The sequence below is a fragment of the Streptomyces sp. NPDC059875 genome, assembly GCF_042731085.1.
Taxonomy (GTDB): domain Bacteria; phylum Actinomycetota; class Actinomycetes; order Streptomycetales; family Streptomycetaceae; genus Streptomyces.
Window position 1 is genome coordinate 1 of record NZ_JBHWJZ010000048.1, and the last position, 19,764, is coordinate 19,764.

The following is a 19,764-nucleotide window of genomic DNA, read 5'->3' on the forward strand; positions in this document are numbered from 1 at the left end:
GAACGAAGGAGCCCTGCCCGGTGGACGCCGGGCAGGGCTCCTTCGTTCGTACCGGCCGGCTCAGGCCCTCGCGCCGGCCAGCCTCGCCCGGCCCGCCTCCAGCCAGAGGCCGGCCGGCGGACCGAGCCGCACCGCCTCGACCGTCGCCAGCCGGTAGGCCGTCGCCGGAACCGAGTGCGCCAGCATGCCCCGTACGCCGTGCAGTTGGAGCGAAAGCCGTGCGGCCTTCAGCGCGTGCTCCGCCGCCGCCGCGAGGATCTGCGGCGCCGCGGCGGGCGCCCCGGCGTCGCGGTCGTGCGCCCAGGCCGTCTCGTTGAGCAGCAGTTCCCAGCCGTCGGCGTCGCCGAGAAGCGTGGTGATGCGGTGGCTCACGGTCTGGAACTCGAGGAGCGGCTTGCCGAACTGGAGGCGCCGGCCCACATGGGCACGGGCCGTGTCCAGGGCCCGGCTCGCGATCCCGAGGAGCAGCGCGGCCTGCCGCACCCGCGCCGCGTCGACCGCCCGCCGCCGCTGCGCCTCCACGACCGGCACGGGCTGGCCGGCCGCCGCCTCGAACCGCCAGCGCGCCGCCGGAGCGCCGAGCAGCGTGGCCTCCTCACGGTGCACGGTCGCCCCGTCCGGCCGCACCAGGAGCCAGCGGTGGCCCCCGCCGTCGGTGGCGGCCCGTACCAGCGCCATGTCCCAGTCGGCCGCGGGCAGCGTCTCGCTGGTGCCCCACAGCAGCCCGTCACCGTCCAGGCGTACGGTCGTCGGTCCGTGCAGACCGATGCTGACGGCGGTACCCACGCCCTCGTGGATGCGGGACAGCACGTCCCCCAGTCCGTCGACCCCGGCGTCCGCGAGGAGTTCCAGGCACAGTACGGTCTCGCGCAGCTCCGGCACGGTCTCCAGGGCGCGGCCGAGTTCCCGGTTGACCGCGATGTCCGCGGTCAGGCCGAGCCCCATGCCGCCGAGGGGGACCGGCAGCCCGATGGCCGGCACGCCGACCGCGGCCAGTTCGCGCCGCGCCTCCCCGGTATGGGTGAGGGCGAGGGCGACGGCGTCGGCGATCCGGCTCTGGATCGGATCCTGATGCAGGTCCATGGTCAGCGCTGCCTCCTGCCGGCATGGGCGTGATCGTGGTCGGACTCGTGATGCAGGCGGGCGCCTGCCACGATTTCCAGCAGCACCTCGGAGGCGCCGCCGGAGATGGTCATGCCGGCCGCCTCGCGGTAGGCCGCCTCCAGTACCTCGGTGGGCGAGGACTGCGGTCCGCCCGCCGCGACCGGCAGACCCAGGCGCTCCAGGGACCACCACGCGATCTTCTGCGCGGTGTCGGAGTTGTGCCATTTGGCCAGCGACGCCTCGGCGATGTCCGGCTCCCGCTCCTGCAGGCGCTGCAGCGCACGGCTGGTGAGCAGCCGCCCGGCGTCGAGCCGCGCCCAGTGCCGGGCCAGACCCGAAGCCTCGTCCTCACCCGCCTGCCGGCCGCCCACGGCCAGCTGCTCCTCGGCCAGCCGCAGCCAGTGCAGGCCGCGGGCGTAGTAGTCGACACCGCTGCGCTCCGCCGAGAACATCCCGGTGATCAGGGACCACCCCTCGCCCGGCGCACCCAGTACGGCGTCCTCGTCGAGCCGGACCCCGTCCAGGGAGACGTCGTGGAACTGCTCGTCGGCCAGGCTGGGCAGCGGACGGACCGTCACCCCAGGTGCGGAGAGCGGGGCGAGGAACAGGCTGATGCCCTCGTACTGGCTGACCGAGTCGTCGGTGCGGGCGGCGATCAGCGCCACATCCGCGTAGGCGGTCTTGAGGTTGAACTTCTTGCGCCCGTTCACCGTCCACTCGCCGGTACGGGCGTCCTGCTCGGCGCGCGTGACGACGCCCGCGAGGTCGGAGCCGTTGTCCGGCTCGGTGAACAGGATGCACGCCGCGAGGTCACCCGAGGCGAGCCGGGGCAGCAGAGCGAGCTTCTGCTCCTCCGTACCGGACTGCAGGATGAGCGACCCTACAATCTGAACGGAGATGAAGTAGAGACTCTGTGGAACACCACGCTGGACAAGCTCCTCCATCAGGACGACGGTCTCGGTGAAATCACCGTCCCTTCCGCCGTACTCGGAGGGCCACGCCGGGGCGAGCACCCCGTGTTTGCCCAAGTGCCGATAGAGCTCACGGGCATCGCCGTCCATCCCGTCCGCCCGCGCCGCGACCGCATTGACCAGGTCGTCGACGGCAGGCGAGTACAGCACCTCGCGCAGCTCACGGCGAAACTCGTCTGTTGTCCGCAGAATGCTGAAGTCCATGGCCTCACCCTTGTCGAGACTTTCCTCACCGTACTACAGTCAACATAATCAACGAAGACTGTTGATGGAAGTCGACATGTAACCCGAGTTGGGGGAAGGCCGCGATGACACAAGAGAGCGAGCTCCTGCGCCGGCTGCGAAGTCTGCCCGCCGAGCGACGAGAGCAGTTCCTTCAGGGAATCGGCAATGTGGACCGCGGAACCAGGGTGTCGCCCCTCACCTTCCGCCAGGAGCAGCTGTGGGTCTTCGACAAGGTGTCACCAGGCGACAGCCGGTACGCCCTTGCCTTCGCCTACACGCTGCACGGCGACCTGGACCAGGACGCGCTGTCCGCCGCGCTCGACGAGACATTCGACCGGCACACGGTGCTCCGGTCGGTGTTCCCGCACGACCACCCCTCCGGCGAGCAGATCGTACGGGGGAGGCCGGGTGGCCGGCTCACCGCCGAGACGGTCGGCGAGGAGCGGCTGCCCGAGCGCTGTGAAGCCCTGGCCCGTGAGGAACTGCGCCACGGTTTCGACCTGGACGGCGGGCCGCTGGTCCGGCTGCGGCTGCTGAAGGTCGCCGAGGACCGGCACGTCCTGCTGTGGTTCTCCCACCACCTGGTCTTCGACCCCCGGTCCGCCGACGTCGTCCTGCGCGACCTCGCCGCCGCCTACGCAGTGCGCACCGGCGGATCCCCCGCCGGCCGCACCGCACCGCACGAGGACCGGTCGGACCGGCCCCAGTTCGGCGCCTACGCCGCCTGGCAGCGGGAGTGGGCGGCCTCCGAGGAGGCGTCCGACCACTGGAACTGGTGGCGCGGTGCCCTCTCCGGCTGGGAGAGCACCGAGATCGCCCCCGACCGGCCGCGCGGACTCGTCCTCGACCTCACCGCGGGCACCGTGCAGCGCACCCTGGACGAACCGCTCTCCCGCTCCGTCGCCGCACTGGCCGGCCGGCTCGGGGTCCCGGACCAGGACGTGCTGCTCGCCGCCTACTTCGCGCTGGTCGGCCGCCTGACCTCGCGTACCGACCTGCTCATCGGGGTGCCCGGTGACGTCTTCGGCGCCTTCGACCCCGACCTGCTGGTCGGCGACTGCGGCCAGCTGCTGCCCGTCCGTGTCGACACCGACGGCGCCACCGGCTTCTCCGATCTGGTCCGCCTCACGCACGAGGCCCGGATCGCCGCCGACGACCACGGCGGTCTTCCCTTCAAGGAGCTGCTGTCCGCAGCCGGAGTCGAACCGGACCAGGGCAGGCTGCCGCTCGTCCAGATCGGCTTCGAGATCACGCCGCCCGCCCAGCGGCAGGCCGACGCCGGGGACCTCACCATCACCCTGGAGCAGCTCGACACCGGCAGCTCGCCCTTCGAGTTCGCCCTCTCCGCGGAACTCGGCTCCGGTGCACCTGCTCTGAGGGTCCGTTACGCCACCAGCCTCTATGCCCCCGAGACGGCCAGACTCTTCCTCGACCGCTACCTCGGCCAGCTGCGCACCCTCTGCGCCGACCCCGAGGCGTCGTTCACCCGCGCCCCGCTGGCCACCGAGGACGAGCGGCGCGCCATCCTGACCCGCTGGAACGTCCCTGCCGGCGACTCGGACACCTCGGACCCGGACGAGGCGGAGACCGTGCACGGGGTGTTCGCCCGCACGGCCGCCGCCCACCCCGACCGCATCGCGGTCACCGGTCCGCACGGCACGCTCACGTACGGCCAACTGGACCGCCGGGCCAACGCCCTGGCCCACCGGCTCGCCGAACTCGGCGCCGCCCCCGGCGAGCTCATCGGCGTCGCCATGCGCCGCACCCCGCGACTCGCGGAGGCCGTCCTCGCCGTCCTCAAGTCCGGTGCCGCCTACGTGCCGCTCGACCTGGGCAACCCGGCCGCCCGCAACGAGGCCGTCCTCACGGACGCCGGGGTACGCGTGGTCCTCGGGGACGCCACGACCGCGGGTGAACTGCCCGACGGCTCCTGGCAGCTGATCGATCTCGAGGCCCTCGACGCGGAGGAGCGGGATGCCGCACCGGAGGTCCTGACCGACCCGGCCGACCTGGCCTACTCGATCTTCACCTCCGGCTCCACGGGCCGTCCCAAGGGCGTCCTCGTCGAGCACCGCAACGTCACCAACTTCGTCCGCACCACGCAGGAGATGTTCGGTCTCACCGCCGACGACCGCTTCCTCGCGTTCGCCTCCACCGGCTTCGACGTCTCCGTCTTCGAGCTCTTCGGGGCGCTCCTCACCGGCGCGAGCGTCTACCTCGCCGACGAGGACGAACGCCGGGACATCTCCGTACTCGACCGGATCCTCGCCGAGCAGCGCATCACCGTGATCGACCTCCCCCCGGCGATCATGGATCTGCTCGCCCCGGAGAACTACCCCGAGCTGCGGGTCTGCTTCGTCGGCGGCGAGGCCTTCAGCGGCGAGCTCACCACCCGCTGGGCGGCCGGCGGCCGGGCCTTCTGGAACGGCTACGGCCCGACGGAGACCACGGTCACCGTCATCGCCAAGCGGTGCGAGGGCACCTGGCACGCCTCTCCGCCGATCGGCCGCGCGATGCGGAACCACCGGGCGTACGTCCTCGACGAGAAGCTCGACCTGCTGCCCCCGTCGGCCTGCGGCGAGCTCGCCGTCGCCGGCGCCGGCCTCGGCCGCGGCTATCTCGGCCGGCCCGACCAGACGGCCGAGCGCTTCCGGCCCGACCCCTACGGGCCGCCCGGGTCCCGGATGTACCTCACCGGCGACCTCGCCGGCTGGCAGAGCGACGGCGACATCGTCTTCCGCGGGCGGGTCGACCGTCAGGTCAAGGTCCGCGGCGTACGCATCGAGCTCGGTGAGGTCGAGGCCGCGCTGCTCGCCGTCCCCGAGATCGGACAGGCCGTCGCCCATGTGGTGACCGGCCCGCGCGGCGACAACCTCCTGGTCGCGTACGTCGTCGGAGCGCCGGGCGGCCCGCTGCACCTGGACTCCGTACGGACCAACCTGGCGGACCGGCTGCCGCCGACCATGGTCCCCACGTTCCTGGTGCCGCTCGACGACATCCCGCTCACCGCCAGCGGCAAGGTGGACCGCAAGGCGCTGCCCGCCGTCGAGTTCGCGCCGCTGGACGACGACACGGACGACAGCGAGCGCACGGAGACCGAACGGCTCCTCGCCGAGGAGGTGTTCAAGCCGCTCCTCGCCACACCCCGGGTCGGCAACCACGACAACTTCTTCGCCCTCGGCGGCACCAGCCTCCAGGCGATCCGCATCGCACCGAAGGTCAAGGCCGTGTTCGGCGTCGAACTGCCCATCGCCGACTTCTTCCGCAACCCGACCGTGTCCGGTACCGCCCTGGCGGTGGACGCCCTTCTGGAGCGAACCCGCAGCCGTCGGCAGAGCGTCCTCGACGTGCTCGCGATGGTGGAGAACCGCGACGACGAGGAGGTCGCCGCGCTGCTGGCGGACGACGGTTCCGGAGCGAAGACGAAGGGAGTGACCCCGTGAGCGACCAAGGAACGGCGTTCCCGGCCGACGCCAGGACGGCGGTGGACCCCGCGCTCGAGAGGTTCCGCACCGTCGCGCGGACCTCGTGGGTACGCAGGCTCGCCCTGCGCCTCGAACCGCCCGCGCACATCGGCGAGGAGCGGCTCGACGCGGCGCTGCACACGCTGGCCGCGGAGTACCCGGACAGTTTCGCGGCGACCCTGCGGCGGCCCGACGGGTCCCTCGTGGTCGACCCCGACGCGGCGGGGATCACGGTCCGCCGGGTGCACGTACCGGAGGACGCCGCCACGCTCCTCCTGGACCGGTTCGAGAGCGAGCCCGGAGAGCACGAGGACCCCGGCGGCAGCGGCCCCACGCTGGCGCGCGCCCTGATCGCCACCACCCCGTCCGGCCTCCGCCTCTCCCTGGTCCTCGACCGCATGCTCGTCGACCACGCGGACGCGGGCCTCCTCCTGTCCCGGCTCGCCGACCTGTGCGGGCCGGCCCCGGCGGCGGGCCGCGCGTCCGCTCCGGCAGCGGGCCCCGATTCCGTTCCGGCGGGCGAGTACGGGCGGCCGACAGGCGATCAGCTCGCGCGGCTGCGCGAGGAGCTGCTCGGCGTGCCGTTCGACAACGCGCTCCCGCGCCTCCCCGCCCCTGGCGACCACGCCCGCCCCCCGGCCTGGTCGCGCCACCGCTTCGTCCTTCCCGACGACCTCCTCGCCGCGGCCGCCGCGCTCGGCGGTGGCCAGGTCGGCGCCGTGCCCGGGGGCGAGGTGCTCGTGGCCGCGTGGACGCTGGCGCTGCATCGATGGTCGCGGTCGGGCGAGTTGGTGGTCGGGGTGGAGACCGACCGGGTACGGCCGGGGCGCCGGCCCCGGGGGGCCGTGGCCGAGGTACTCCCCGTGGTGACCTACACAGGTGGGCTGCGGGCGGTCGCCGGTCAGGTGGCGGAGGGCGTGCGACGCGGGCTGGGCGAGGCGACGCTGCCCGTCCCGCTGCTCGCCCAGCTCGCCGGGCGACTGGTCTCCGAACAGAGCCCGAGCCCGTACGCCTCCGTCGTCGCCCTGCGCCCGGCGCTGCCGGCCGAGTGGAACGCGACGGAGGCCACCGACCCGGCCACGGAGGCCGAGCTCGAGCTGGTGATCACACCCGGCGGCGCCGCCGAGATCCGCTACCGCTCCGACGTGTTCGCCCGGCGCACGATCACCGCGCTGGCCCGCCACTTCCCCCGGCTGCTGCGCTCCGGACTCGACGCCCCGGACGCTCCGCACCACCGGCTCGTCATGCTGGACGAGCAGGACACCCACGAGCTGCTCCACGAGTTCAGCGACGTCCCCGACCGCTGGGAGCCGCAGGCCGCGCTGCACACGCTCGTGGAGCAGCACGCCCGGCGTTCGCCCGGCACCCTCGCCGTGGTCCGCGGCGCCGAGCGGATCACGTACGGCGAACTGAACGCCCGCGCCAACCGGCTGGCCCACCACCTGACCGCCCGAGGTCTGCGCCGCGGCGACGTCGTCGCCCTCAGCCTGCCTCGCTCGGCCGAGTGGGTCGAGGCACTCCTCGCCGTGCACAAGGCGGGCGGCGTGGTCCTCCCGATCGACCCGGCGGCACCGGCCGCCCGACTGGAGAGCGTCTTCGTCAAGGTGCCGCCCCGGCTGGTGGTCACGGCCGCCGCCACCCCCGCCGCCGGGGTCCTGCCGGACCGCACCCTGCTCAGGGACACCCTCGACGGCGAACTGGCCGCCCTGCCCGACCTGGACCCGGGCCTGGACGTCCGCCCCGACGACCTCGCCTACATCATGCAGACGTCCGGCTCCACCGGCGAACCCAAGGCCGTCTACGGCCAGCACCGGGTGATCGTCCACGCCGGCGCCTCGTTCGCCGACGCGACGCTCCTCGGGCCGGGGGACCGCGGCAGCTGGACGACCCCCACCGGGTTCGGCACCACCATGGCCGAGGTCGCCCGGATGCTCGTCGTCGGAGCCACCGTCCACGTCGCCGAGCCCGGCACCCTCGCCGACCCGCCCGCCTTCCGGGACTGGGTCGTGGCGAGCGGCATCCACTCCGTGTTCGTCGTCACCTCCATCGGGGACAGCCTCCAGCGGCTCCCCTGGCCGCCGGACACACCCGTACGGGTCCTCATCATGGGCGGCGAGAAGCTGCACCGATGGGGCCCCTCCGACCTGCCGTTCGAGGTGGCCGTCGGCTACGGCTGCCACGAGGCGCTGTTCGTCGCCAGCCCGCTGCAGCCCTGGGAGAAGCGCCTGACCGCCTCCACCGCGACGGCGCAGGACCGGCTCGCCCCGCCGCCCATCGGGCGGGCCAACCCCGGGGTCCGGATGCGGATCCTCGGCGACGAGGGCGAACTCCTGCCGGTCGGCGCCCTCGGCGAGATCTGGTTCGGCAGCCCGGAGGCCGCCCTGGGCTACTGGGGGGACCCGGCGCTCACCGCGGACCGGTTCCGGCCCGACGCGCACGGCCCCGCGGGCAGCCGGCTCTACCGGTCCGGCGACCTCGGCCGCTACCGCGCCGACGGACTGCTGGAACACCACGGCAGGACCGACGACATGGTCAAGGTCCGCGGCTGCCGGGTCGAACTCGGCGACGTCGAGGCCGCGTTGCTCTCCCACCCGGGCACCGCGGAGGCCGCCGTCGTACCCGTCCGCTCCGCGGCCGGTGACACCCAGCTGGTCGCCTGCCTGGTGGCCAGGCCGGGCCACGACGGGCTCGCGGGCACCGCGCTGCGGGACTTCCTCGCCGAGCGGCTGCCCGACTACATGATCCCGATCGCCTTCGTCCACCTCGCGGAACTTCCCCGTAACGCCAACAAGAAGATCGACCGCCGCGCCCTGCCTCCCGAGGACTGGACGCAGTGGCGGGTCCGCGCTCCGTACCGGAACCCCGCGGAGGGACTGGAGACGACGATCGCCGAACTGTGGGCCGAGGTCCTCGGCGAGATCCGCTACGGCGCCGACGACGACTTCATGGACCTCGGCGGCGGCTCCCTCGACGCCGGGCGCATGCTGGTGCGGCTGAGGCAGCGGGTGCCGCTGGAGGTGTCCCTGCAGGACCTGTTCCTGTTCCCCACGCCCGCGGCGCTCGCACGGCTCCTTTCGGGCCGCAAGCCGGCCGCCGTCCCGGCCCTGCCGGCCATCACCCGAAGGCGGGCCTCATGACCACGCTCGTCCCCGCACCCGGCGTTCCCGCACCGCCCGTGTTCACCGCCGAATCGCCCTGGGTGCGCCGCGCCGCGCGCCCGGGGCGCCCCCGGCTGCGGCTGCTGTGCTTCCCGTACGCCGGAATGGGCGCCTCCCTCTACCGCTCCTGGCCCGGACTGCTGCCCGAGGACATCGAGATCGTCGCCGTCCAGCCGCCCGGCCGCGAGGACCGCGCGCGCGACGCGCTGCCCTCCGGCGTCGGACCGCTCGCCCGCGCGTGCGCGCTCGCCCTGCGCCCGTACACCACCGTGCCGTACGCGGTGTACGGGCACTGCGCGGGCGCCGTACTGGGCGCGGAGACCGCCCGGGAACTGGTGCGCCGCGGCGCCGAGCCGCCCCGGCTGCTGATCGCAGCCGGACACCGGGCCCCGCACCTGCCGGCCCGCGCGCAGCCGCTGCACACCCTGGACGACGATGCGTTCCTCGACGGGGTCCGCGCGCTCGGCGGCCTCCCCGAACGGCTGCTCGCCAACGCCTCCTTCATGGAGTTCCTGCTGCCGCTGCTGCGCGCCGACTTCGCCCTGTGGGAGACCCATCAGGGCGATCCCGACGCCGCCCCGCTGCCGTTCCCCGTCCTGCCGGTGCGGGGCGACGCGGACACCGTCGTCAGCGAGGCCGACGCCGCCGCCTGGGGCGAGCGCACCACCGCGCCGCCACGGGACGTCGTCCACGTGCCCGGGGGCCACTACTTCGTCAACGACATGACGCCGGAGGCCGTGGCGGCCGTGGTCTCGGCACTGGAGACCGCCCGGCCGCCCCTCGCGCCCACCGACCTGGAGGAAGCCTCATGACCCAAGCCCCGCCGCGGCCCGCTCTGGCCGTGGGACCCGAACCCGTGGTGCCGCCCGGCGCCGCGCGCACCCTCCAGGAGGCGCTCCTCCAGGCGGCCGCGTCCGCCGGCGGACGCGGAACGGTCTACGTACGCGCCGACGGGACGGACGAGCGGCAGACCTACGCCGAACTCCTCGACGAGGGCCTGCGCGTCCTGGGCGGCCTCCAGGAACTCGGTCTGCGGCCCGGGGACTCCGTGCTGCTCCAGTGCCGCGACAACCGCGCCTTCGTCACCGGCTTCTGGGCCTGCGTACTCGGCGGCTTCCTGCCCACACCGGTGGGCGAGGCACGCGACTACACGCGCGAGAACGCCGTCACCCGCAAGCTGCACGCCGCATGGACGCTGCTCGACCGGCCCCTCGTCCTCACCGACCGCGCCCTGCGCGAGCCGGTCCGCTCGCTCGCCGCCCAGTGGGACGAACCGGAGATCCGCGTCCACGCCGTCGAGGAGCTGATGGCCTCCGCGCCGGGACGCGTCGAACCGGTCACCCCCGACCAGGACGTGCTGAACCTGCTCACCTCGGGAAGCACCGGCATCCCCAAGTGCGTCCGTCACGCCAACCGCTCCCTGGTCGCCCGCACCTACGCGGCCATCGACGCCAACGGCTTCACCGAGCACGACGTCGCGCTCAACTGGATGCCCCTCGACCACGTCGGCGGCATCGTCATGTTCAACGTCCGGGACGTCTTCCTGCGCTGCGAGCACATCAACGCCCGCACCGAGAGCGTCGTCGGCCGGCCGCTGACCTGGCTGGACCTGGTCGACCGGTGGAAGGCCAGCAACACCTGGGCGCCGAACTTCGCCTTCTCCCTGGTGAACGAGCACGCCGACGCCATCGAGCAGGGCAGCTGGGACCTGTCGTCCCTGCGCAACATCTGCAACGCGGGCGAGGCCGTCGTCGCCCGCACCGCCCGCCGCTTCGTCCGGCTGCTCCGCCCCCACGGGCTGCCCGCCGACGCCATGGTGCCCTGCTGGGGCATGTCGGAGACCTCCTCGGGAGTCACTTACTCCCGGCTCGACCCCGACGACCCCGCCGTCGGCACCTTCAGCGTCGACTCCGCCACCCTCGACACCCACCTCGTCGAGGTGCCGTACGACTCCGAGCGGGCGGTCACCTTCACCGACGTCGGCGCGCCCGTCGCCGGAGTCGCCCTGCGCATCGTCGACCAGGACGGCCGGGTACTGCCCGAGGGCCACGTCGGACAGCTGCACATCTCCGGCACGACCCTGCTGCGCGAGTACCACGGCAACCCCGCCGCCAACGCGTCCTCCTTCACCGGGGACGGCTGGTTCGACACCGGGGACCTGGGCTTCCTGCTGAACGGCCGGCTGGCCCTCACCGGCCGGAGCAAGGACATGCTCATCGTCAACGGCGCCAACTACCCCTCCCACGAGGTCGAGGCAGTCGTCGAGTCCGTCCCGGGCGTCCGCGCCACCTGGGCCGCGGCCTGCCCCGTACGGGACGGCGACACGGACGGCGTGGTCGTCTTCCACGTACCGGCCGAGCACGCGCCGGACACCCTCGAACAGGACATCGCCACCACCCTCGCCCGGGACATCGGCCTGAACCCGCGCGCCGTGATCGCCCTCTCCGAGGACGAGTTCCCGAAGACCGCCAGCGGCAAGATCCAGCGCGCCGAACTCGCCACGGCGTACGCGGAGGGACGCTACGACACCACCCCGGAGGACGAGGCCGACGGCAGCTGGCTCCTCGAACCCGTCTGGGTGCCCGTCCGGCAGGACCGGCACGAGGGCGGCACGGAACAGGTCGTCGCCGCCCGGCCCCCGGCGGAGGCCCTGCTCGTCTACGCCCCCGAAGGCAGCGCCCTGCCGGTCGCCCTCGCCGACGACATGACGGGACCGGGATGTTCGATCGCCGTCGTCCGGCCGGGCGCGCCCGGCTCCCCGTTCCTCACCGACGGAGCGCTCGGCGTCACCATCGACCCGCTCGACCCCGGCCAGCACGCCCGCGCGCTCGACCACATCGCCGCCGGTCTCGGAGGCGTACCCGAGCACGTCCTGCACGCCTGGGAGTACACCGCCGACCTCTCCGGGACCCCCGATCCGCAACGCGTCGCGACCGGCGTCCTGTTCGCGCTGCGCGCCCTGGCGGCCGGCTCCCCGCGCGCCAAGGTCACCGTACTGACCCGCCACGCCGCCGCCGTCACCGACGGCGACACCGTCGACCCGGGCCGGGCCGCGCTCAGCGCCCTGGTGCGCACCGCACGCGCCGAGCAGACCGTCGGCGCCGTACGCCTGGTCGACATCGCCGCCGACGCCGACGACGCGGCGGCCGTCGCCGCCGTCCGCGGCGCGCCCGGGGAGGACGTCAGCGCCGTACGGGCCGACGGCGTCGCCCATGTGCAGCGGCTGCGGCCCGTGCCCGAGCCCGGCACCCTCACCGTCCCCCGCGAGATCCTGCCTCCCGGCGGCACCGCGCTCGTCACCGGCGGTCTCGGCGGGATCGGGCGCGAGGTCGCCGGCTACCTGCTGTCCGCGCTCGGCGCCCGGCTGCTGCTCACCGGCCGCACCCCGGAGTCGGAGCTCACCGGCGAACGCCGGGCGGCACTGGAGGAGTTCAGGGAACTGGGAGAGGTCGCGTACGCGGCCGTGGACGCGGCCGACGACGCCGCGCTGGAGGCCGCGGTGGCGGCTGCCGAGCGGCGCTGGGGCCGGCCGGTGGACGCCGCGCTGCACCTGGCCGGAGCCGATGTGCGCGACCACTGGGAGGCGCTCGACGCCCATACGCTGGCCGCGGAGACGACGGACGGGCTCGCCGCGATGATGCGGCCCAAGGCGGGCGGCGCCCAGGCCCTCGAGCGGCTCCTCGCCGGACGGCCCGACACGGCGGTGGTGCTCTTCTCCTCCGTCAACGGCTTCTTCGGGGGCAGCTCCTTCGGCGCGTACGCGGCGGCCAACGCGGCCCTCGACGGCTACGCCGAACGCTGGACCGCCCAGGGCCGGACCGTCCGCTGCATCGCCTGGAGCATGTGGGACCGCACCGGCATGAACGAGGGCAGTCCGCTGGCGGCAGCCGCGCGCCACCGGGGGCTGCGCGGCATCGACCCGGCGCGGGGCGTGCAGCTTCTGCTGGCCGCCCTCGCGCAGCCGGCGACCTGTCTGCTCGCCGGACCCGACCCGGCCAACGAGTACATCGCGCCCTACGTCACCGGCGTACGCAGGCGCGGTCCCGCGGGCCCCGTGCGGGCCGAGTACAGCGCCCCCGAGGGCGAACTCGAACGTGAGATCGCCGCGGTCTGGGCGGACGTCCTGGGCGTCGAGCGCGTCGGCCGCGACGACACGTTCTTCGTCCTGGGCGGCGACTCGCTGCGCGTCATGCGGATGATCGGCCGCCTGAACGAACGCTTCGCGGCGACCCTTCCGGTCTCCGCCGTCTACGACCACCCGACGGTCCGCGCCCTGGCGAGCGCCCTGACCTGACCCGACCCGTTTCGCTCCTGCGACGGCGGCACCGATGCCCGGTGCCGCCGTCGTCGTCTGTCGGTGGGGCGACACGCCGATGCCCCCGGCAGCAGGGCTGCCGGGGGCATCGGGTGCGGTGCGGTGCCGCGTCGTCAGGAGACGCGCAGGCGCCGTTCCCACAGGTGCTCGTAGTGCGGGAGGTGGTGCCGGTAGAACGGGCCGAGCAGCGGATGGCCCGGGACGTCCAGCGGCGGACGGCTGGTGACGGCGGCGCTGATCGTGTCGCTGCCGCTCGCGTCGCGGTGCCAGCGGGCGGTCTTCTCCCAGCCGGGCAGCCCGCCCGGACGCCACGACAGGGCATGTTCCAGGAACGGGACGCCGATCGCGGCACAGTATGCCCGCAGCGTGTCCGCCGGCGCCGCGACGAGGTCCGCCGCGTCGACGACGGCCGGCGCGGCGCCCGTCGCCCCGACGACCCGGTCGTGGATCTCGCGGAGCCACGCGAAGCCGATCTCGTCCCGCCCGAGCTCGGGGTTGAGCCCGTAGTGGGAGGCGATCGCCTCCCGCGGGTCGCGCACGATGAAGGTGTGCTGCGCCTCGCTCAGGAAGCGGGCGTCCGCCAGCACGCCCGGGTAGCGGAAGTCGGTCGTGTCCTTGACGAACACCGGCCGCTCCCGGCCCAGTTCGAGCAGCCGCGCGATCAGCTCCGCCTCCGTGCGGCACACCACGCCCTCGATCTCCTCCCGGCCGAAGTCCGTGAGGTGCGAGAACGGCTCGTGCAGGACGAGGAAGTCACCGCGCTCGGCGATGCTGCGCGAGAACACGGTGGACCGGCAGCGCGGCGCGCTCCACAGAATGACCAGCCGACCGTCGCCGTTCACCTTCCCACCCCCTGCAGCAGCTCGTGCACCGCGGACACGATCCGCGTCCGGTGTTCGGTGAGGAAGAAGTGACCGCCGGAGAGCACCTCCAGCGTGAACGGCCCCGACGTCTCCAGTCCCCAACGCGCCATGAGCTCCGGCGGCACCTCCGGGTCCCGGTCGCCGCACCAGGCCGTCACCGGGCAGGCCAGCGGGGGCGGCGAACCGATCTCGGGCTCGTACCGGTAGTTCTCGATGAGGTGGAAGTCCGCGCGGATCATCGGCAGCAGCACGTCGAGGAGTTCGTCGTGGCCCAGGACCTCCTCCGGCGCCGCGCCGTAGTCCCGCAGCATGTCCACGAACCGCTCGCGCGGCAGGTCGCTCACCGGCGACGGCGGGCGGACCACGGTCGGGCAGGGCCGCCCGGACACGAACAGATGCTGTACGGGATATCCACGGCGCTCCAGCCGGCGCGCCGTCTCGAACGCCAGGATGGCGCCCATGCTGTGGCCGAACAGGGCGGCCGGGACGGGCGAGCGGGCGATCGCCGCCGCCGCCAGGTCGGCGGCCACGGCCATGCTCGGAACCGGCTCCTCGGCCATCAGCGCGCCGCGGCCCGGCAGTTGCACCGGCACCAGCTCCACGTCGGACCCGAACTCCTCGGCCCAGGCGTGGTAGTACGTGGCGGAGCCACCCGCGAACGGGAAGCAGTACAGCGCCACCCGAGGCGGCGCACCGGCCGTTCGGCGCCGGCGTTCCAGCCAGCTCGCCGACGTGGGGGAGGGGACGGCGACGCTCATGCGACCGCCCCCGCGCCCGCCGCGGCGAAGGAGCGTGCCGGAGCCGTCCCGGCGCGCGGTGTCAGCCGTACCGGCATGTGCTTGAAGCCGGCCACGAAGTTCGACGCGAGGTGCACCGGTTCGCCGACGAGCTCGACCGACTCGACCCGCTCGGCGAACTCGTCGAGGAACAGCCGCAGTGCGAGGCGGGCGAGGCCGGAGCCGATGCAGTAGTGCGGTCCGACCCCGAACGCGATGTGCCGGTTGGGCCGACGGGCGATGTCGAAGGTGAACGGGTCCTTGAAGACGCGCTCGTCACGATTGGCCGAGCCCAGCCAGACGCTGACCGGGTCGCCCGCCCGGATCGTCCGCCCGCCGAGTTCCACGTCGGCCGTCGCGTACCGCATGAAGTGGCTGGCGGGCGACGACCAGCGCAGCAGCTCCTCCATGGCCGTGCCGCGCAGCTGCGGGTTCTCCCTCAGGGCCCGCAACTGCTCGGGGTGCTCGGCCATGGCCAGGGCCGTCGTGGAGACCACGTGCGGCGTGGTCACGTTGGCACCGAGGAGCAGGCTGTAGCAGTTGAGCATGATCTGGCGCTCGGTGAGCGGCTCGCCCTCCAGGTTCATCCGCAGCAGGATGCCGATCAGGTCGTCGCCGGGGTCCGTACGGTCCCGGCGGGCGATCTCGTCGCTGAAGAAGGAGAACAGCTCGTGGTGCGCCTGGCGCAGGGTGGGCTTGGGCGCCTTCTCCATGTACTCGGGGTCGTCGTAGGCGATGGTCATCGTGGTCAGCCGGGACATGCGGTCCCAGGTCTCGCGGGGCAGGCCCATCATGGAGCCGGTGAAGGCCATGGGGAACATCAGCGCGGCCTGCGCCAGGTCGAACACCTCGCCGTCCAGGGCGGGTTCGAGCATGTCGCGGACGATGCCGCGGATGGTCTCCTCCTGGGCGGCGACGGCCCTGGGCGTCATCACCCGGTTGAGCGGGTCGCGCAGCTGGCCGTGCCGGGGCGGGTCGGTGTCGGGCATCATCTGGTCGGAGGCGATGTCCGGCATGGACAGGTCGATGATGCAGAGCATGGTCCCGCGCCGGGAGGAGAAGACCGAGTGGTCCTTGAGCACCCGGCTGACGTCCGCGTGCCGGGTGACCACCCAGAAGGGCTCCCGGCCGTCGGACGGTGTGAAGTGATGGACCGGGTCGTGGGCCCGCAGGTGGGTCCACAGCGCGTGCGGGTCGCCCTCGGTGTAGTACGTCGAGGCGAGGAAGTCCACGGCCGTCACATCGGTGTCCGCCGGGGCGAACGGCGGTGTCGAAAGGCGCATCTGTTGTCTCCTCCGGGAGGGGCCGGGCGGCCGGTTCAGGCCGAGGCTTCGGACAGCTGATCGAGGGTGGCGGCGAGTTCGGCGACGGACGTGCCGCGGTAGAAGTCGCGGACGGGCAGCTGAACTCCGCGCTCCTGCTCGATCAGCGCGATCAGGTCCATCGCCGAGAGCGAGGTCCCGCCCAGGACGAAGAAGTCGTCGTCGGGGCCGGGGGCGGTGACGCCCAACAGCCGGGCGAACAGGGCGGCGACGTAGTCCTGCGACGCCTGGCCGGCGGACGTGGTCTGCGTGCTCATGAGGGCCTGCCTTCCGATGGGTTTCCGGTCGTGATCGGTGAGTCGGACGGGTACGAGCCGGGACGGGCCCGGGCCGGGTTCAGGGCCGGTCCCGGCGGCCGGGGGCCTGGCGGGCGGCGCCGGGCGGGGCCAGGGCCAGCGCGCGCAGCGCGGCGCCGTGGACGGTCTCCGCGCTCACCCCCGTCGCGGCGAGCAGCCCGGCGTGGTCGTCGACGAGCGTGGGCAACGGGCCCGTCACCGCGACCCGCAGCACGGGCCGGGGGGCGTGGGCCGCGACGACCTGCGCGACCGCGTCGCCGAGACCGCCCTGCGGCCGGTGCTCCTCGACCGTGACGAGCCCGGCGGTCTCGGCGGCCGCGGTCGCGACCGCCGCCTCGTCGAACGGGGCCAGGGTGTGGATCTGCAGCACCCGGGCCGCTATCCCGTCCTCGGCGAGCCGGTCGGCCGCGACCAGCGCGAAGTGCACCGGGAGCGGACCGCACGCGACCAGCGTGACGTCGTTCCCGGCGCGCAGGGTCACGGCTTCGCCGAGCCGGAACGGCGGGACGGCCTCGCCGTGCACCGGGGGAGTCGCCGACCGCCCGAGCCGGAGGTACGAGGGCCCGTCCAGCTCGTGCAGCGCCGCCAGGGCGGGGCCGATCTCCCGGGCGTCGGCGGGAACGACCACCGTCAGTCCGTGCAACGCCCGGGTGACGGCCAGGTCCTCCAGGCAGTAGTGCGTGCTGCCGAAGTGCGCGGCCGAAAGGCCGGCATGGGTGGCCACCACCCGTACGGGCAGGCCCGTACCGACGATGTCGAGCTTCAGCTGCTCGGCGGCCCGGGTCGCGGCGAACGTGGCCATGGTGTGGGCGTAGGGGCGCAGCCCACGTGCGGCGAGCCCCGCCGACACGGTGAACAGGTTCGCCTCGGCGATACCGGTGCTGATGTAGCGCTCCGGGAACCGGGCGCCGAAGGAGGTGTCCAGGCCGCCCAGGTCGGAGTCCAGGCAGAGCACCCGCTCGTCGTCCGCGGCGAGCGTGGTCAGAGCCTCCCGGTACACCTCCCGGGGACCGGCGGGCGCGGGCCGCTGCTGTGCGGGTGCGGCTGCGGACGTGGGCGTGGGCGCGGTCACCGGGCCACCTGCCCCGCGGCGCGGAGCGCCGCAAGTGCCCGCCGGTGCAGTGCCGGGCTCAGCGTCGCGTAGTGGCTCGCCACCCGGCTCTCCAGGAACGGGATGCCGCGCCCCTTGACGGTACGGGCCACCACGGCGACCGGCCGGCCGCTTTCGGAGGGGGTGGCGAGCGCCGTGCGCAGCGGACCGTGGTCGTGGCCGTCGATCTCCCGTACCTCCCAGCCGAAGGACCGGAGCCGGTCGCCGAGCGGCTCCAGGGACAGCGAGCCCTCCGTGGAGGCGGACTGCTGCAGGCCGTTGCGGTCGACGATCGCGGTGAGCCGGGACAGCTTGCGGTGGCCGGCGAACATCAGGGACTCCCACACGGAACCCTCCTGCAGCTCGCCGTCCCCCATCAGGACGAAGACCCGTTCCTCGGCGCCGACTCGGAGCTGCCCGGCGAGCGCCAGACCGCAGCCGAGCGCCAGACCGTGCCCGAGCGAGCCGGTCGCGAACTCCACACCGGGCAGTCCGCGGGACGGATGTCCGAACAGCCGGCTGCCGGGCGAGGCGTACCCGTCCAGTTCGGCCTCGTCGAGCAGTCCGCGGGCGGCGAGCGCCGCGTACAGGGCCGGGGCGGCATGGCCCTTGCTCAGCACGAACGAGTCACCGGGCAGACTCAGTACGTCGAAGTAGAGGACGGCCAGGATGTCCGCGCAGGACAGGCTGCCGCCCAGGTGCGCGCCCTGCCGGCCGGCGGCCATGCCGACGATGCTGCGGCGGATGCGCAGCGCGGCTTCCTCGGTGGACTCCGACGAAGCCTCTTCCGTGGAGGACGGCAGCGGCTCGGTGGTGGTGGGGACGGTCATGCGGCGCTCACCTCCTGCCGGCCGCGGGCGGCCGGGGCCGAGCGCACCATCCGGCGGATCAGGTCGAGGTGCTGCCACACCTTCTCGAAGCCGTCGGCGTACGCGGCGAGCACCGGACCGGAGTCGGGGTCGAGGTGGCGCCGCTGCAGGCACAGGGAGTCGGTGAGCACGGCGTGGGCCACCGGGAACCGCGCGCCGGCCGGGACGTACGGAGCGAAGGCGGGATGCGCCGGCAGCGGCGCCTCCTGGTAACGCGACACCGGTACGCCCTCGGCGCGCAGCGCCCGGTGCAGTGCCCGGCGCAGCGCGGCGGCGTCCTCGTCCGCCAGTCCCAGGGCCTGCGGGTCCAGCCGGAACCGCAGGATGTGCCAGGCGTGTACGGAACCCTCGGGAACCACCGGGACCCGTAGTCCGGGCAGCGCGGCGAGCCGGTCGAGGAAGGCCAGGATCCCGGGCGCCCTGCGGCGGCCGTACTCGTCGAGGCGGGTGAGCTGACTGCGCGCGAACGCCGCCTCCACGGGGCCGATGCGGTGGTTCCACCCGGCGGTGTGGGACACATAGCTGCGGGTACGCCGGGGGTGCGGGTCCTCGCCGAACTGCCGCAGCCGCAGGACGCGTTCGTGAATCTCCGGGTCGTCGGTGGTGAGCAGGCCGCCTTCGCCGCAGGTGGGCAGGTTCTTGCTGGGGTGCAGACTGAAGCAGCCCACCGTCCCCAGTGCGCCGGTGCGCCGGCCCCGGTGGGCGGCTCCGTGCGACTGGGCGGCGTCCTCCACGACCGCGGCGCCGAGCTCGGCGGCGATCGTCCGCAGCGCGTCCATGTCGGCGGGCAGCCCGTGCAGATGGACCGGGAGCAGCGCCTTGGTGCGCGGACCCGCCACGGCGCGCACGGCGTCCGCGTCCATGGTGTACGTCTGCGGGTCGATGTCCGCGAAGACCGGCCGCGCGCCCTGCTGGACCACGGCAAGGGCGGTGGCGTTCATCGAGACTGCGGGCACGACCACCTCGTCGCCCGGGCCCACGCCGATCGCGGCGAGGGCCAGTTGGAGCGCCGCGGTGCCGGAGCCCACGGCCGCGCAGTGCGCGGTGCCGGTGTAGGCGGCCCACTCCCGTTCCAGGCCCGGCACCTCCTCCTCGCCCTCGGCCGTGGCGGTCAGCCGCCCGCCGGCCAGGACCCGGGCCACGGCCTCCTCGTCGTCCCGCGTGACCACCGGCCACCGGGGCGCGGCTGTCTCCGGCGGAACCGCGCGGGGTCCGCCGAGCATCGCGAGCTGGTGCGGTCGCTCCGTCATGCCTGTCGTTCCGTCTCTCTCGGGTCCGTCGGTCGTGGGCGTGTGCGTGGCGCGTTCGGCG

At 73.9% G+C, this 19,764-nt stretch carries 13 protein-coding genes; 4 read left to right on the forward strand and 9 right to left on the reverse strand.

The window, feature by feature from the left end:
- Positions 1–60: 60 nt before the first annotated feature.
- Both ACFV9D_RS35295 and ACFV9D_RS35300 read right to left on the reverse strand, forming a co-directional pair.
- Entirely contained in the window at positions 61–1,083 is a 1,023-nt protein-coding gene (locus ACFV9D_RS35295; protein ID WP_385155822.1) for an acyl-CoA dehydrogenase family protein, read from the reverse strand.
- Positions 1,084–1,085: 2 nt separating this feature from the next.
- A complete protein-coding gene (locus ACFV9D_RS35300) occupies positions 1,086–2,279 on the reverse strand; it encodes an acyl-CoA dehydrogenase family protein (protein ID WP_385155825.1) in 1,194 nt (397 codons plus the stop codon).
- Positions 2,280–2,383: 104 nt separating this feature from the next.
- Here ACFV9D_RS35300 and ACFV9D_RS35305 point away from each other — a divergent pair, with 104 nt between their 5' ends.
- Genes ACFV9D_RS35305 through ACFV9D_RS35320 form a run of 4 tightly spaced genes read left to right on the forward strand, consistent with a single transcriptional unit; the run spans position 2,384 to position 13,216 of the window.
- A complete protein-coding gene (locus ACFV9D_RS35305) occupies positions 2,384–5,743 on the forward strand; it encodes an amino acid adenylation domain-containing protein (protein ID WP_385155827.1) in 3,360 nt (1,119 codons plus the stop codon).
- Positions 5,740–8,901: an AMP-binding protein gene (locus ACFV9D_RS35310; protein WP_385155830.1), complete on the forward strand. Its 3,162-nt coding sequence runs from the start codon at positions 5,740–5,742 to the stop codon at positions 8,899–8,901. The genes ACFV9D_RS35305 and ACFV9D_RS35310 overlap by 4 nt, the downstream gene beginning before the upstream one ends.
- The gene (locus ACFV9D_RS35315; protein ID WP_385155833.1) at positions 8,898–9,734 is read left to right on the forward strand and encodes a thioesterase II family protein; all 837 of its coding nucleotides are present in this window, start codon (positions 8,898–8,900) and stop codon (positions 9,732–9,734) included. The genes ACFV9D_RS35310 and ACFV9D_RS35315 overlap by 4 nt, the downstream gene beginning before the upstream one ends.
- Positions 9,731–13,216, forward strand: a complete 3,486-nt coding sequence (locus tag ACFV9D_RS35320; protein WP_385155836.1) for an SDR family NAD(P)-dependent oxidoreductase — start codon at positions 9,731–9,733, stop codon at positions 13,214–13,216. Before ACFV9D_RS35315 ends, ACFV9D_RS35320 begins: the two co-directional genes overlap by 4 nt.
- A gap of 134 nt (positions 13,217–13,350) precedes the next feature.
- Here the strand turns inward: ACFV9D_RS35320 and ACFV9D_RS35325 are convergent, their stop codons facing one another.
- The 7 genes from ACFV9D_RS35325 to ACFV9D_RS35355 all read right to left on the reverse strand — a co-directional run bounded on the left by ACFV9D_RS35325 (position 13,351) and on the right by ACFV9D_RS35355 (position 19,703).
- The gene (locus ACFV9D_RS35325) at positions 13,351–14,079 is read right to left on the reverse strand and encodes a sulfotransferase family protein (RefSeq protein ID WP_385155839.1); all 729 of its coding nucleotides are present in this window, start codon (positions 14,077–14,079) and stop codon (positions 13,351–13,353) included.
- The gene (locus ACFV9D_RS35330; protein WP_385155842.1) at positions 14,076–14,858 is read right to left on the reverse strand and encodes a thioesterase II family protein; all 783 of its coding nucleotides are present in this window, start codon (positions 14,856–14,858) and stop codon (positions 14,076–14,078) included. The genes ACFV9D_RS35325 and ACFV9D_RS35330 overlap by 4 nt, the downstream gene beginning before the upstream one ends.
- Positions 14,855–16,159 carry a cytochrome P450 gene (locus ACFV9D_RS35335; protein ID WP_385155845.1) on the reverse strand — a complete coding sequence of 435 codons (1,305 nt, stop codon included), beginning with the start codon at positions 16,157–16,159 and terminating at the stop codon, positions 14,855–14,857. The genes ACFV9D_RS35330 and ACFV9D_RS35335 overlap by 4 nt, the downstream gene beginning before the upstream one ends.
- 35 nt (positions 16,160–16,194) lie before the next feature.
- On the reverse strand, positions 16,195–16,455 hold the full coding sequence (locus tag ACFV9D_RS35340; protein ID WP_385155847.1) for an acyl carrier protein: 261 nt from the start codon (positions 16,453–16,455) through the stop codon (positions 16,195–16,197).
- 79 nt (positions 16,456–16,534) lie between these two features.
- The gene (locus tag ACFV9D_RS35345) at positions 16,535–17,566 is read right to left on the reverse strand and encodes a transketolase family protein (protein WP_385155850.1); all 1,032 of its coding nucleotides are present in this window, start codon (positions 17,564–17,566) and stop codon (positions 16,535–16,537) included.
- A complete protein-coding gene (locus tag ACFV9D_RS35350; RefSeq protein WP_385155853.1) occupies positions 17,563–18,414 on the reverse strand; it encodes a transketolase in 852 nt (283 codons plus the stop codon). Before ACFV9D_RS35350 ends, ACFV9D_RS35345 begins: the two co-directional genes overlap by 4 nt.
- Entirely contained in the window at positions 18,411–19,703 is a 1,293-nt protein-coding gene (locus tag ACFV9D_RS35355) for a DegT/DnrJ/EryC1/StrS family aminotransferase (RefSeq protein WP_385155856.1), read from the reverse strand. The genes ACFV9D_RS35350 and ACFV9D_RS35355 overlap by 4 nt, the downstream gene beginning before the upstream one ends.
- Positions 19,704–19,764 lie beyond the last annotated feature (61 nt).

What these genes read in the sequence shown, in the direction of transcription:
- ACFV9D_RS35350 (WP_385155853.1), bottom strand. Translation starts at nt 18,414, where the DNA reads ATGACCGTCCCCACCACCACCGAGCCGCTGCCGTCCTCCACGGAAGAG.
- ACFV9D_RS35340 (WP_385155847.1), bottom strand. Translation starts at nt 16,455, where the DNA reads ATGAGCACGCAGACCACGTCCGCCGGCCAGGCGTCGCAGGACTACGTC.
- ACFV9D_RS35320 (WP_385155836.1), top strand. Translation starts at nt 9,731, where the DNA reads ATGACCCAAGCCCCGCCGCGGCCCGCTCTGGCCGTGGGACCCGAACCC.
- ACFV9D_RS35355 (WP_385155856.1), bottom strand. Translation starts at nt 19,703, where the DNA reads ATGACGGAGCGACCGCACCAGCTCGCGATGCTCGGCGGACCCCGCGCG.
- ACFV9D_RS35305 (WP_385155827.1), top strand. Translation starts at nt 2,384, where the DNA reads ATGACACAAGAGAGCGAGCTCCTGCGCCGGCTGCGAAGTCTGCCCGCC.
- ACFV9D_RS35315 (WP_385155833.1), top strand. Translation starts at nt 8,898, where the DNA reads ATGACCACGCTCGTCCCCGCACCCGGCGTTCCCGCACCGCCCGTGTTC.
- ACFV9D_RS35295 (WP_385155822.1), bottom strand. Translation starts at nt 1,083, where the DNA reads ATGGACCTGCATCAGGATCCGATCCAGAGCCGGATCGCCGACGCCGTC.
- ACFV9D_RS35335 (WP_385155845.1), bottom strand. Translation starts at nt 16,159, where the DNA reads ATGCGCCTTTCGACACCGCCGTTCGCCCCGGCGGACACCGATGTGACG.
- ACFV9D_RS35300 (WP_385155825.1), bottom strand. Translation starts at nt 2,279, where the DNA reads ATGGACTTCAGCATTCTGCGGACAACAGACGAGTTTCGCCGTGAGCTG.
- ACFV9D_RS35330 (WP_385155842.1), bottom strand. Translation starts at nt 14,858, where the DNA reads ATGAGCGTCGCCGTCCCCTCCCCCACGTCGGCGAGCTGGCTGGAACGC.